Below are 13,340 nucleotides of genomic sequence, written 5' to 3' on the forward strand. Positions count from 1 at the left end.
TATCCTGCTTATCACTGTTGCAAAATGATTCTACTAAAACATGCTGCCTTTGCAAAATAAGGCAAACTGTTTGCAAAAATAGGTATTCATTAAATTTCGCCGCCAAGGCATATAATAGCTCAAACATCACAAAAAACAGGAGTTAACATGCTTAATTTTTCCTTTTACAATCCGACCAATATTGTTTTCGGCGAAGGCCAGCTTCAGGAATTAGACAATCTTGTCCCTAAAAATGCAAAAGTCCTGATCACCTTCGGCGGAGGCAGTGCCAAGAAAACCGGTCTGCTCGACCGAGTTCATGCAGAGCTTGCCAAAAGCAACCGCAGTGTAATCGAATTCGGCGGAATTCCTGCCAACCCGCGTTTTGAAGTTCTCATGGATGCAATCAAAATCGTCCGCGATGAGCAGATTGATTTCATCCTCGCAGTGGGCGGCGGCTCTGTTATTGACGGCACCAAGTTCATCGCGCTGGCAGCTCCGGCAAAAGAGTACGAAGGCCGCGAAGGTGAGCTGATGCGCTTCGGCTTCACTCCGGTACCTGTTGATTCTGCTGTTCCCTTCGGAACCGTGCTGACCCTTCCGGCTACCGGATCTGAAATGAACAACGGCGCGGTGATCAGTGACGGCGAAGACAAACTTCCGGTCTTCTCCACCCACACATTCCCCAAATTTTCCATTCTCGATCCGAAAATTACTTTCACACTGCCTAAAACTCAGGTGGCGAACGGTGTTGTTGATACTTTCATCCATACCATCGAACAATACCTTACCTTCCCGGCAGAAGGACGTTTTCAGGACCGCACCGCAGAAGGTATTTTGCAGACCCTGATCGAAATCGGCGAAACAACCGTCAATGAGCCGGAAAACTACGATGCCCGCGCCAACCTTGTCTGGTGTTCCACCATGGCCCTCAACGGCCTCATCGGTGCAGGTGTGCCGCAGGACTGGACCACCCACATGATCGGCCACGAGCTGACCGCCCTTACCGGGCTGGATCACGGCAAAACCCTCGCAGTAATGCAGCTTGCCAACTGGAAAGTACGCCGTGAGCAGAAACGTGAAAAACTCATCCAGTACGCCGAACGGGTCTGGGATATCCGTGAAGGCGATGATGACGCACGCATTGATCAGGCCATTGCCAAGACTGAAGAATTCTTCAACAGCCTCGAAATGGCAACCCGCCTTTCTGACTACGAAATCGGCGCAGACATAGTTGACCGCGTAGTGGCCGGACTGGAAAAGCACGGCATGACCCAGCTCTCCGAACGCGGGGATGTTACTCTTGAAGTGTCACGCAAAATGCTGGAAACAGCACTTTAAGAGTTGCCTCCGGCGGCCCTTCGGGGACCAGAGAAACTTTTGCAAAAGTTTCTCTGGACTCTTCAAAACCTTTTATTACGGCTTCGCCGAAACGTACTTAAAAAGGGCATCCCGCTTTCACAGCAGGATGCCCTTTTCAATTCAGATCAACTTGTAAAATTACATCTCAACCTTAAAAGGCCAAGCCATAATACCGCCTTCCATGACTTTGACGTTGGTCCAGCCGTTTGCTTCAAGTACCCGCTGAGCCTCATAACCGCGCATGGAAATCTTGCAGAAGGTGATGATTTCGGCATCCTTGTCCTGCGGCAGCTTATCAAGTTCACTGCGCAGCTTGCCGAGCGGGATGAGATTTTCACCCACGTTAAGACACATTTCCTCGAACTCATTAGGTGCACGCACATCCAGAATGAACGGTTTTTCACCGGCATCCAGCTTCTGCTTCACTTCGGCATTGCTAATCCCGGTCATCTGTCCGGCCATCTTGTTATCAAGGATGTGTGATGTGGTGATAAAATGGTCAATTGCCAGAGAAAACGGCGGCGCATACGGCAGATCAGCCATGCCGATTTCATAAATTGTGTTGCCGTTCATGACAGCCATGGCTGCTTCGGCCAGCTGGCGGTTAACCTCACCGGGACCTACGCACTGAAAACCAAGTACACGTCCGGTATTCGCATCGGCAATCATCTTGGAAACCAGAAGCTTGGCGCCCATGAAACCGGGTTTATCCGGGCTGGCATTGGTGGCGGTGATAACCTCGTACCCTTCAGCTTTGGCACGCTGTTCTGAAAGTCCGGTAGCTCCGGCACTGAGATCGAAGACCTTGCAAATGCCGCTGTTAACCGTGCCGGGAAATTTATGTTTATCCCCGCGGGCAATGTTATCCGCAACCACGCGGGCCTCAAGGTTGGCAAGGTCTCCGTAGGGAGCAAAAGTTTTCTTTCCGGTGATGCGGTGGTTGATTTCAACGCAGTCACCCGCAGCATAGATATCCGGGTCGGAACTGCGCATGAACTCATCAACCGCAATACCGCCGAAATCACCCAGTTCAATTCCGGCATCAGCCGCCAGTTTGGCATTAGGCACCACGCCGATGGCTACCACGGCCAGCTCGCAGGGTACCACGGAACCATCGTTGAGTTTAACCCCGGTAAGCTTTCCGTTTTCACCGACAAATTCAGCCACACCGTTATCAGTGTGTACAGTTACACCTTTAGAAGCCACATGCTTTTCCACCAGCTTGGCAATCTCCCAGTCAAGAAACATGAGCAGCTGGGAAAGCATTTCCACAACATTCACATTCATACCGGACTCGGAAAGAGCCTCGCAAACCTCGATTCCAATCAGCCCACCGCCGACAATAACCGCGTCTTTAACTTCGCCGGAATCAACCAGCTCACGCAGCTTATCCGCATCGCGCATCTCTGAAAGGGAACGCACACCTTCAAGTTCAATACCCGGAATAGGCGGACGACGCGGGGTGGCTCCGGTGCAGATGACCAGTTTGTCGTAATCAACGGTGGACTGCTCACCGCTCAGAACATCAGTGCAGGAAACGCATTTATTCTGACGATCAATGGCTGTGACCTCAGTGTTGACCTTGGCGTTCACACCTTTGGCAGCGGCAAAAAAGCCTTCATCGCGCACCACCCCGGTGGGCGTGGCAAGCAGAGCGTTACGCTCATTAAAATTACCGCCGATGTAGTACGGATAACCGCAGGAAGCCATGGAAAGTTCCGGTGCTTTCTGAAGCAGGGTAACCTGTGCCCCGGCATCAAGACGTTTGGAACGGGCCGCGGCTTTCGGTCCGGCAGCTGAACCGCCGATTACGACTATTTTTCTGGCACTCATATGTTTCTCCTTTTCGCATTAATTGAATCATGGATTGGCTTGAACAGAACCTACCCTTCCTCAAACATAACGCATTGATCCAGATCAACAGAAACCGTTTATTTTAAAACAAAGTGGCACATGACCTAACCCTTTTTTAAAAATATATTCCGCAAAATTTCAGCAACTTGCTCAACTCAGAACACAAAAAACATACTTTTTTAGTATAATTTTGTAAAATCTGGATTAAACCAGCCCGCAAAACCATCCGTAACGACCTGAAGATAAACATATTTTGCAAAAAGCAACCACTTACTCGCCTCACTTGACATAATTCCATACCGTCATTATCTGTTATTGAAATTCAATTTCAAAGTCACAACAAAACCATTTAGGGAGAGAAATAATGAAAAAACTGATTACCTTTGCTATCACAGCAATTATGGTCACGGCATGGTCCGCAGCAGCATTTGCTTCTGAAGTAGTAGTCTACTCAGCACGCAAAGAGCATCTCATCAAACCTCTTTTTGAGGCTTACACAGCTGAAACCGGAGTTAAGGTCAAATACATTACCGGAAAAGCCGGTGCCCTGCTCGAACGCATCAAGGCAGAAGGCGCAAACACCCCGGCGGACCTCTTTATCACTGTTGATGCAGGCAATCTCTGGCATGCAGCCAGCGAAGGCGTGCTGGCCCCGGTAAAATCCGCAATCCTTGAAAAGAACATACCCGCCCACCTGCGTGATCCTGAAAACCGCTGGGCCGGACTTTCCGTGCGTGCACGTACAATCGTTTACAACAAAAACAAGGTAACTCCAGAAGAACTCAGCACCTACGAAGCCCTCAGTGATGCCAAGTGGAAAGGCCGCCTCTTGCTCAGAACTTCCAAAAAGGTATACAATCAGTCCCTCGTGGCGTCCTTCATTGCTGAAAAAGGTGAAGCTGAAACCGAAGGAATCGTTAAGTCATGGGTAAACAACATGCCTGTTGCGCCTTTCTCCAGCGACACCAAAACCCTTGAAGCTGTTGTGGCCGGCGTGGGCGATGTGGCAGTGGTCAACACCTATTACTTCGGTCGGTTGCTCAAAAAGAACCCCGACCTGCCCCTCACAATCTTCTGGCCCAACCAGAAAACCAGCGGCGTGCATATGAACGTTTCCGGTGCAGGCGTTACCGCCCATGCCAAGCATAAAGAAGAAGCCCTTAAACTTCTTGAATGGCTTTCCTCTGAAAAAGCACAGGGCAAGTTCGCTTCCCTGAATATGGAATATCCCGTTAACCCCGAAGTTAAGCCCGATCCGGTTGTTGCCGCGTGGGGAGAATTCAAAGGTAATCCCATGAACGTCTCCAAATACGGTGAATATCAGGCTGAAGCAATCAAACTCATGGATCGCGCCGGATACAAATAAAAAAAATGGCTCAAGAAATTACTCACAATCCCGCCGGGGGAATACCTCCAGCCCCCCGGCGGACGAATATTCGCATCAAGTCTCCGGCATGGTTTGCCCTTGCCGGAGCACTTGCGCTTGTGGCCGCAGCTCCGTTGCTGGTCATTCTCAGCTTTCTGCTTTCACCCGATCAGGAAATCTGGTCCCATCTGGCTGAAAACGTGCTGGGAACTTTAGCTGTAAACACAGCCCTGTTGTTGACATGCATCATTCCCCTGACCGCCATCAGCGGGGTAGGGCTTGGCTGGCTGACCGGAGCCTGTGAATTTCCCGGACGTAAGTTTTTCTCATGGGCACTTGTGCTTCCCTTTGCCATCCCGCCGTATGTTTTTGCCTTTGTTTATCTTGGGATTTTCGACTTCATGGGACCGGTGCAATCATTCATCAGATCTGTTTTTCCATCCATGGGATTCATTGACATCCGCAACTTCGGCGGGGTTTCGCTGATCCTGTCCCTTGCATTCTACCCATACGTCTACCTCATGAGCCGCAGCGCGTTCATGACTCAGGGACGCACTGCCATTGAAGCGGCCCGGACTCTGGGCCATTCTCCGGCAAAAGCATTTTTCAAAATAGCCCTGCCCATGGCCCGCCCGTTTATTGCCGCCGGGTTGGTCTTGGTCTGTATGGAGAGCCTCGCGGATTTCGGGGCGGTTTCCATCTTCAATTACGACACTTTCACCAACGCCATCTACAAAGCATGGTTTGGGATGTTTTCCCTTGAAAGCGCGGCCCAGCTTTCCTCAATACTTGCGATCATCGTCCTCACTGCGCTGGTAGCTGAACAAAAAATGCGCTCAAGAATGCGCTACACAGAAGCCGGACGCAGCAATAAGACTGAACGACTAAGATTATCCGGTCCATGGAAATGGCTGGCTTTTGCAAGCTGTTCAACCATGTTCTTTCTGGCCTTTGCCCTGCCCTGCATCAAACTCATGCAATGGGGATTTGAAGCCATTGAAACTGATCTGACGAGATATATTGAGTATGGAATGAACACCTTGCTGCTGGGGATTACCGGAGCAGCAGTCACAACAATGGCTGCGCTGGCCCTTGCCTTTGCCAAAAGAAATGATCCCGGCCCGCTTATGAACTGGTCGAGCCGCATTGCCACCCTCGGCTATGCCTTGCCCGGAACAGTGCTTGCGGTGGGCATCTTTATCCCTGCGGCATGGCTGGACAGCACCATAGCCACATTTTTCAAACCCGCAGGCATCGACACCAGCAACATGATTCAAGGATCTCTGGGCCTGATGATTGCGGCATACGGGGTACGGTTTCTAGCTGCCGGATTCGGTGCAGTAGACAGTGCCATCCAACGCATAACGCCCTCAATCGGGGAAGCGGCCCGTACCCTCGGGGCAACCGGGATAAGCATGCTGCGCCGGATTTACATCCCCATGCTCAGGAAAGGACTGCTCACCGGAGCGATCCTCGTGCTGGTCGATGTGATGAAAGAGATGCCCATCACCCTGATGATGCGCCCCTTCGGCTGGGACACTCTGGCGGTAAAAATTTTCGAATACACTTCCGAAGGGGAATGGGAGCTTGCGGCTGTTCCGGCTGTGCTTCTCATCCTTGTAGGATTATTTCCGGTAATACTGCTCACCAGACAGATGGATAAATAGGAGTCACCATGACTGCTCTGCTTGATGTAAGAAATATTGACAAATTTTATGACCAATTCCACGCGGTTAAGAACGTAACTTTCTCCCTTAAAGAGGGAGAGATCGGCTGTTTGCTCGGTCCCAGCGGATGTGGAAAAACCACATTGCTGAGATGCATAGCAGGCTTTGAAGATATTGCCGCAGGCTCTATCACTATCGCAGGACAACTTGTTGCCGGGAATAAGACTGCCCCCCCGGAAAAACGAAATATCGGCATGGTCTTTCAGGACTACGCTCTATTTCCTCATCTTACGGTCAGTGAAAATATCGGGTTCGGTATAGAAGATCTGCCCTCAAACGAAAAAACCGGACGAATTTCAGAACTACTGAAAACAGTGGAGCTGGACGGAACAGGAGCCAAGTATCCTCACGAGCTTTCAGGAGGACAGCAACAGAGGGTAGCCCTTGCACGGGCACTTGCACCGGAACCGAAACTGCTGCTTATGGACGAACCTTTCTCTAATCTTGATGTAGCCCTGCGTGAGACCCTGTCCACCGAAATCAGGGAAATTTTAAAAGCGCGTTCCATCACAGCTCTAATGGTTACCCATAACCAGAACGAAGCTTTTGCCATGGCTGATAAGGTTGGAGTTCTATCCTGCGGAACCATGGAACAATGGGATTCTCCACATTCCATATATCATCATCCGATTAACCCCATAGTGGCTGGTTTTGTAGGAGAAGGGGTATTCATCAACGCAACCATCGTCGAAAAGAGAAGCATACATTGTGCTTTAGGAACTCTGAAACCGGACACAACTCTAAATTTTGAACACGGAACTCAAGCAAAACTGCTTATTCGCCCGGAAGACGTAATCCACGATGACGCCAGCCCCTACCAAGCGGAAATAATGTCCAAAACATTTAGAGGGCCGAACATTATTTACACCCTAAAACTAGCTAATGGAGAGCAGGTTCTATCGCTGGTACCCAGCCACCATCAGCATGCCGTAGGGCAACGCATCGGAATATACCAAGAGGTGGAGGACCTTGTCCTTTTTCCCGCTGACAGCAGTATTGCTGTGGGACAGCAATGCCCGACATAAGACGATAAATACATAAAAAACGCTGCCTTCCATAACCGGAAAGCAGCATTTGACTGATTAAACACAAAAACAAATGGCAATCCCAATACTGAAAAAATCCTTGGTGAGGTGCTTACAGCTTCTAAAGCAGCTCAAAAAAATTTCATAATAAGTTCAATCACAACCTTATTTATTTATATTTTTAATAGACGAATCCCCACCAGTACCGTATAGTTTACCTTAATATTTCGATACCTAAAGGTGCTAAGTGAATTCAAAAAAGCCCACATACGAAGAACTGGAACAGCGCGTAGCTGAACTGGAGAACCGGGAGCAGTTAAAAGCCTGTCAGGATTCCGAGCGTGCTCTTTTGGATGCAACCACAGAAGCCATATTCCTCCTTGATCCACAAGGTATTTTCGTCACCGCCAACAAAATTACAGCCCAACGGCTGAACACGACAGTTAAAAACCTGATAGGAAAGTCCTTTACAGAATTCATATCCCCGGAGCTGGCTGAATCAAGAATGAAAGTTCTTAAGGAGACCATTAAAAACAAAAAGCCGATCCAGCTACAGGACAAAAGAGACGACCGGATTATAGACGGCAGTCTAGTACCTATTCTTGATAATCAGGGAGAAGTCTATCGAGTCGCCGTTTTTGCACGTGATGTCACCCGCAACAAAGCCTACGAAAACGAACTTCTGCAAAATAAACATTACATGGACGTGCTTTTTAATTCCACGCTAAGCGGGGTAATTGTTGTAGATGCCACGGATCACATGATAGTCGATGTAAACGGCCCTGCTCTTGAAATGATGGGCCGCAATAAAGACGATGTAGTAGGTAAGGAGTGTCATAACTTTGTCTGCCCGGCAGAAAAAGGAAAGTGCCCCATTGCTGATCTGGGACAGATAGTGGATAGATCAGAAAGAATCCTGCTTACTGTGAATTCAGGCAAACGCACTATACTGAAGACAGTTAAGACCTTAAATATTGCGAGTAAAGAATATTATATTGAAAGCTTCATTGACATAACCGACCTCAAAGAAGCCGAACAGGCAAGAGAAAAACTCATTGAAGAGCTCTCCGAAGCACTCGAAAAAGTTAAGACCCTCAGCGGACTTATGCCCATCTGTGCAAAATGCAAGAAGATACGTGATGACAAAGGCTATTGGAACAACCTCGAATCATACATAGAAAAATACTCCGAAGCATCATTCAGCCACGGGCTCTGCCCTGAATGCTCAGATGAAATGTACGGGAACCAGCAGTGGTATATAAAGGGTCGTAAAAAAAGAAAATAAGAAGACAAAACTTAAAATTTCGCAAAAAAACGGACACAAGCCATTAGGCCTGTGTCCGTTTATCTTTCAGATAAGTAAAAGGTGCCTAGTTAGGCAATTTGCGATGCATATTTGCCGGAGCCGGGTCAGCGATATCGCCGTAGGTTTCACGACCTTCATGGCCCGCAGGCAGATGTTCGGTCACAGGCATGCCTTCCTCATTAACAAAAAGCATGCAATGACAGTATTTATAGTCCTTCATATCCGAACAGGGGCAAAGCCATTCCCGATCAGCAACCGCCTGCTGCTTGTCCGGGTAGAACCGGCAGGGACAAAGAGGACGTTTAAGATCGTCAAGATGCATGGCCAGACCGGTAGTCACAGCTTCCGAAACATCCTTCATGGGATGCAGGTTAAGTCCGGTACGCTCGCAATATTTCTCCACGTAATTGGAGACCAATTTTACACTTTTTTCAGTAGGCTGAGACAATGCTATCACCTTATTTCTTAATATTTATTAAACAAATTACGCATGTGGAATGCAGCAACATCCCGTAATACGCAAACAGTGATTTATTAGCATTCATCGCAATAGAATGAAAGTGATTAATTGCTGCACAAAAATCTACAATATCTACTTCTAATTACAGACTCAACAGCAAAGGCAACAATTCACTCGCCCTGCTGAGCTCCACATACTCCCGACCGCAAAGATCATCCAGACTGACAACCTCATGCGCCCAGGTAGTATGAAACGGAATATGCACAGCACTGCCACCGATCCCTACAACCGGAAGAACATCAGATTTTACGGAATTACCGACCATAAGAAATTCCTCATGCCGAATGCTGTGTTTATGGAGAATCCGCTCATAAGCGGCCTCGTCTTTCTCAGCCAGAATTTCAATATGCTCAAAATATACGGACATTCCCGACAGGCTGATCTTACGCTGCTGTTCAGCAACATCGCCTTTAGTAATCATGAGCAACTTGTACTCTCCGCCCAGTGCATGCAAAACACTCTCCACGCCCTCAATATGCTCTACCGGGCTGTTTAACATATCTCTGCCCAGCTCGATAATACGCGCAATATCGGAAGCTTTAATCCTACCGTCAGCGACCTTATTAGCCGCCTCGATCATGGAAATAACGAAACTCTTCACCCCATATCCGAAAACATTGATATTGCGGGACTGGGTATGCTCCAGAAATTCAGTAAATCTTTCCGCCGGGACATAACAGGACATCATATCCGCTATTTCCGCTTTGGCCCGGTCAAAAAAAGGCTCATTAACCCACAGAGTGTCATCAGCATCAAAGGCCACGGCCTTCACTTTTCCATGAAACATTGTTCTCTCCTTAAGGAAAAATTTAATTACTGCCCTGCAACAAGTCAAATCCGGCAAAAAAAAGACACGGATCAGATTGAACCGTGCCTTACTGCTATGTGATGAAAAATCAGGCTAGATGGTCAGTGAAAGACCTATCGCTTCAGCCGGACAGACCTGCATACAGCTTCCGCACTCATCGCAACGGGAACCATCCACATAGTAAACTTCACCAGAAACGATAGCCTTAAAAGTGCAGGCTTCAAGACATTCACCGCAGGCTATACATTTATCAGGATCGATACGCGCCCCGGCTTCATTGTAGCCCTCGCCCCCGAAGGCAAAACGGGTACGCAGAACTTTGTGGTCGCGATGCTCCATTTCAAAATCAAAATCAAAAATCTCACCCTTGCCCTTATGGACACAGAAGAGCCTGATAGCGGGATACCGCTCATGATCTTCCAGCACATATTGATGAATGGGGTTCCCGGCTTCGGCTTTTTCCCGCAGTTCATCCATGGAAACTTCGCGGGCTTCCCCGGTGATTCTCAATGTGTATCCCGGAGAAAAATAGGGCTGGCCGTCCTTATTCTTCCCTTCTTTACGGCTGATGGGATAAATACCGCACATGGCAACCTGCGGGTTACCTTTAAGCTGACGGTAAAAAGGTTTCACGTCCATGGTCAGAAAATAAAGTCCTTCATCATCACCACCGCAAAGACTGATTATACGACTGTACATAGTTTCGCCATCAAGGGTAGTGAAGGTAAGGCAACCTATTTTCTCGGCTGCTTCAGCTATATCCTTCAAAGTCATAAGATTCCTCCTGTTTGCAAAATTCAATTGCAAACAGACTAGCCCGTCCCTTTGAAGTTACGAAGGCAAATTTATATCAATTGCTGGTACTTTCCTCTTACATGCTCACGGAATACCGACGGAGTAAATCCAGTCTCGCGTTTGAAAAATCTCCCAAAATACGATGGGTCCTCAAATTTTAACTTATAACAAATCTCAGAAACATTCATATCGGAATTTGCAAGCATGCGCTTAGCGGTAACAACAAGCTCGTTACGGACAATCTGCCCCGGTGTCATGCTGGTAATCTCCTTAATTACCGCACTAAGCCTGCTGACGCTGACGTTCATCATTTCAGCATAATCCTGAACCCGCAGTTGCGGACTATGATCACTGGCTACAAGCTTCTTGAATTCACGCACAATACGATTTTCCGACCTTGCTCCGGGCCGTTGCAAACGATCAGCAAACATGCGCTGCAAGCTGACCATCAAAATATGAAAATATGAACGAAGAACGGTCTCAAACCCCGGCTTGCGGGCACTGAACTCCCGGCAAAGGTTAGACATAATCCCGGACAATTCCCTCTTCTGCTCAGTTGAAAGCATGAACATGGGTGAATTGAGTACGCTGTTGAAAAATTCCAATTCAAAAACATTATGTACCGGAGCTTCCGGAGATTTAAGAAATTCATCAGTGAAAACCATAACAAAACCGTCAACTCCGCCTTCGGGATTCCACAAATGAAGCTGGCCCGGAGAAACAAAATACAATGAACCGGGAATAATATCATAGGTATCAAAATCTATGACACAGCTACCGCATCCCGAAGCGACATAATGCACTACATAAAAATCATGCAGATGCGGTTCACGAACATCACTGATGGGACATCCGGTCCCGTCAGTAAAGGGATAGATCTTGAAATTTGACTCAATGCCGAGCAATTCGTCAGCCTTATGGATTGTATGGTTCTCTTTCATGACTGCTGGATATCACCCCCGCCAACTCTTCATCAAGCGCAAAAAATGCACAAAAGTCAGCGCTTCGCAAATTTATAATTCAAGGCTGTCTTATTTTTAAGAATTAATTACTGACTTGAAACCGGAAAAGAGCTAAAATTCAATAAAAAGAAATTTTTCAATCTAAAACCCAAAAAATAGAATGAAGCAGCTTCGCTTTTTCATCATATTATTCATTACCTTGATTTCATTACCTGCCCATGCGGAAAATGTAATCAACTGGTATCATGCTGACTTTCCGCCATCAAGCATCATGAGCGGCAATCTGAAAGGTACGGGACATGAAAATTTACTGGAAAAAAAATTGCAGAAGGCCCTCCCGGAATACAAACATTTTGACCATACAGCCAACTATGGCCGCATACTCAAACAATTAAAAATAACAAACGGCTGCTGCGTAACTATGATGAAGACCCCCGACCGGGAAAAATACATAGAATTCAGTGAGCCGATTATGCTTTATCTATCCAACGGAGTTATCACCCTTAAATCTCAACTTAGCTATTTTAAACCATATATTGATGCCCACGGGTTTATTTCCATAAACAGGCTATTTCATAATTCCACCATGCGCATGGGCATTTCCAAAGGGCGCCGCTATGGCGGAAAAGTAGACAGCATAATAGACAGCAACACATATTCAAAAAAACTGGTGATTCATTATAAAGAAGACTTACTTGAATCCCTGTTGAAAAATATTCAGGCAAAGCGAAGTATTGACTACGCCATCGGCTACCCTCATGAACTGCAATGGCTTATTTCCCAAAATGCCGTAGAAGGTAAATTCATATTTATACCTATCCGTGAAATGCCAGAATATAATTTAAGCTACATGGGCTGCTCCAAAAACAAATGGGGCAAACGCATTATCTCCAAGGTAAACAAAATAATAAAAGGCCGTTACGAAGGTAAATATAAAAAAAGTTACCAGAAATATCTGCCAGCAGATCTTGTAGGCCTACATGAAAAGTGTGTTTCAAAAGCATTTTCTACGCATAGTAATTAATCATTCCACACATCTCGACATAAACTGGCCTATAAGCTACTATCAATCATCACTTTTTACTAATATTACCAGCAGCAAACGCTGCCAAAAATGGAGAACATATGGGAATTCTTGACGGATTAATGGGCAATGCTTCCGAAGTCAGCGTTGAAGATGTACAAGAAGAGCTCTCCCCCATTTTGGGAGACAGCGAACATGTAGAGCGGGCTTTCAAAGTCATCCGCGACATGTATGTTTTCACCTCCGGCAGGCTGATCCTCATTGACAAGCAGGGACTGACCGGAAAAAAGGTCGAATACATGTCCATACCCTACAAATCCATTTCCACCTTTTCAGTGGAAACAGCCGGACATTTCGACATGGACTCCGAGCTTAAAATGTGGGTTTCCGGCCGCCGCGATCCAATCACTAAGGAACTTAAAAAAGGCAGTGACGTTGTGGGGATTCAAAAGCTGCTCGCAAACAAAGTTCTGAAGTAGTTGCGCTTCAAATTCAATCTTTCAAAGCCTGCCGAATTCGGCAGGCTTTTTTGTGCCCGATAAAACTTGATTCCCGCCTTCTGAATCCATACACTCTGCCGCACGAACACAATTCCAACATAAGGATAGAAAT

Annotated in this window: 12 protein-coding genes; 7 read left to right on the top strand and 5 right to left on the bottom strand. The window is 47.2% G+C overall.

Annotated elements, in window-relative coordinates; all coding sequences use genetic code 11:
* The first annotated feature begins 147 nt into the window (after positions 1 to 147).
* A complete protein-coding gene (locus FMS18_RS03085; protein WP_163292288.1) occupies positions 148 to 1,320 on the top strand; it encodes an iron-containing alcohol dehydrogenase in 1,173 nt (390 codons plus the stop codon).
* 159 nt (positions 1,321 to 1,479) lie between these two features.
* On the opposite strand, the gene FMS18_RS03090 is transcribed toward FMS18_RS03085, so the two are convergent.
* Entirely contained in the window at positions 1,480 to 3,174 is a 1,695-nt protein-coding gene (locus FMS18_RS03090) for an FAD-dependent oxidoreductase (protein ID WP_163292289.1), read from the bottom strand.
* Between the two features lie 385 nt (positions 3,175 to 3,559).
* Between FMS18_RS03090 and FMS18_RS03095 the strand changes: the two genes are divergently transcribed.
* The 4 genes from FMS18_RS03095 to FMS18_RS03110 all read left to right on the top strand — a co-directional run bounded on the left by FMS18_RS03095 (position 3,560) and on the right by FMS18_RS03110 (position 8,598).
* On the top strand, positions 3,560 to 4,561 hold the full coding sequence (locus FMS18_RS03095) for an extracellular solute-binding protein (protein ID WP_163292290.1): 1,002 nt from the start codon (positions 3,560 to 3,562) through the stop codon (positions 4,559 to 4,561).
* A gap of 5 nt (positions 4,562 to 4,566) precedes the next feature.
* Complete coding sequence (locus tag FMS18_RS03100) at positions 4,567 to 6,228, top strand: iron ABC transporter permease (protein ID WP_163292291.1); 1,662 nt, start codon at positions 4,567 to 4,569, stop codon at positions 6,226 to 6,228.
* A gap of 8 nt (positions 6,229 to 6,236) precedes the next feature.
* Positions 6,237 to 7,313, top strand: coding sequence for an ABC transporter ATP-binding protein (locus FMS18_RS03105; RefSeq protein ID WP_163292292.1), 1,077 nt, complete (start codon positions 6,237 to 6,239; stop codon positions 7,311 to 7,313).
* Between the two features lie 247 nt (positions 7,314 to 7,560).
* On the top strand, positions 7,561 to 8,598 hold the full coding sequence (locus FMS18_RS03110) for a PAS domain-containing protein (protein ID WP_163292293.1): 1,038 nt from the start codon (positions 7,561 to 7,563) through the stop codon (positions 8,596 to 8,598).
* An 85-nt stretch (positions 8,599 to 8,683) separates the two neighbouring features.
* Here FMS18_RS03110 and FMS18_RS03115 read toward each other — a convergent pair whose 3' ends face one another.
* The 4 genes from FMS18_RS03115 to FMS18_RS03130 form a co-directional block, all read right to left on the bottom strand.
* Positions 8,684 to 9,067, bottom strand: coding sequence for a ferredoxin-thioredoxin reductase catalytic domain-containing protein (locus FMS18_RS03115; RefSeq protein WP_163292294.1), 384 nt, complete (start codon positions 9,065 to 9,067; stop codon positions 8,684 to 8,686).
* A 154-nt stretch (positions 9,068 to 9,221) separates the two neighbouring features.
* Positions 9,222 to 9,926, bottom strand: coding sequence for an HAD family hydrolase (locus FMS18_RS03120; RefSeq protein ID WP_163292295.1), 705 nt, complete (start codon positions 9,924 to 9,926; stop codon positions 9,222 to 9,224).
* A 114-nt stretch (positions 9,927 to 10,040) separates the two neighbouring features.
* Positions 10,041 to 10,721, bottom strand: a complete 681-nt coding sequence (locus FMS18_RS03125; RefSeq protein WP_163292296.1) for a 4Fe-4S binding protein — start codon at positions 10,719 to 10,721, stop codon at positions 10,041 to 10,043.
* A gap of 71 nt (positions 10,722 to 10,792) precedes the next feature.
* Positions 10,793 to 11,683: an AraC family transcriptional regulator gene (locus tag FMS18_RS03130; RefSeq protein ID WP_163292297.1), complete on the bottom strand. Its 891-nt coding sequence runs from the start codon at positions 11,681 to 11,683 to the stop codon at positions 10,793 to 10,795.
* A gap of 181 nt (positions 11,684 to 11,864) precedes the next feature.
* Between FMS18_RS03130 and FMS18_RS03135 the strand changes: the two genes are divergently transcribed.
* Positions 11,865 to 12,728 (top strand): TIGR02285 family protein, encoded by an 864-nt coding sequence (locus tag FMS18_RS03135; protein ID WP_163292298.1) that lies wholly within the window; start codon positions 11,865 to 11,867, stop codon positions 12,726 to 12,728.
* Positions 12,729 to 12,829: 101 nt separating this feature from the next.
* On the top strand, positions 12,830 to 13,207 hold the full coding sequence (locus FMS18_RS03140; protein ID WP_163292299.1) for a PH domain-containing protein: 378 nt from the start codon (positions 12,830 to 12,832) through the stop codon (positions 13,205 to 13,207).
* Positions 13,208 to 13,340 lie beyond the last annotated feature (133 nt).

The organism is Desulfovibrio sp. JC022, assembly GCF_010470665.1.
GTDB lineage: Bacteria > Desulfobacterota > Desulfovibrionia > Desulfovibrionales > Desulfovibrionaceae > Maridesulfovibrio.

Coding starts and splice junctions, on each gene's coding strand:
- FMS18_RS03130 (WP_163292297.1), bottom strand. CDS start 11,683: ATGAAAGAGAACCATACAATCCATAAGGCTGACGAATTGCTCGGCATT.
- FMS18_RS03100 (WP_163292291.1), top strand. CDS start 4,567: ATGGCTCAAGAAATTACTCACAATCCCGCCGGGGGAATACCTCCAGCC.
- FMS18_RS03125 (WP_163292296.1), bottom strand. CDS start 10,721: ATGACTTTGAAGGATATAGCTGAAGCAGCCGAGAAAATAGGTTGCCTT.
- FMS18_RS03095 (WP_163292290.1), top strand. CDS start 3,560: ATGAAAAAACTGATTACCTTTGCTATCACAGCAATTATGGTCACGGCA.
- FMS18_RS03135 (WP_163292298.1), top strand. CDS start 11,865: ATGAAGCAGCTTCGCTTTTTCATCATATTATTCATTACCTTGATTTCA.
- FMS18_RS03105 (WP_163292292.1), top strand. CDS start 6,237: ATGACTGCTCTGCTTGATGTAAGAAATATTGACAAATTTTATGACCAA.
- FMS18_RS03090 (WP_163292289.1), bottom strand. CDS start 3,174: ATGAGTGCCAGAAAAATAGTCGTAATCGGCGGTTCAGCTGCCGGACCG.
- FMS18_RS03120 (WP_163292295.1), bottom strand. CDS start 9,926: ATGTTTCATGGAAAAGTGAAGGCCGTGGCCTTTGATGCTGATGACACT.
- FMS18_RS03140 (WP_163292299.1), top strand. CDS start 12,830: ATGGGAATTCTTGACGGATTAATGGGCAATGCTTCCGAAGTCAGCGTT.
- FMS18_RS03085 (WP_163292288.1), top strand. CDS start 148: ATGCTTAATTTTTCCTTTTACAATCCGACCAATATTGTTTTCGGCGAA.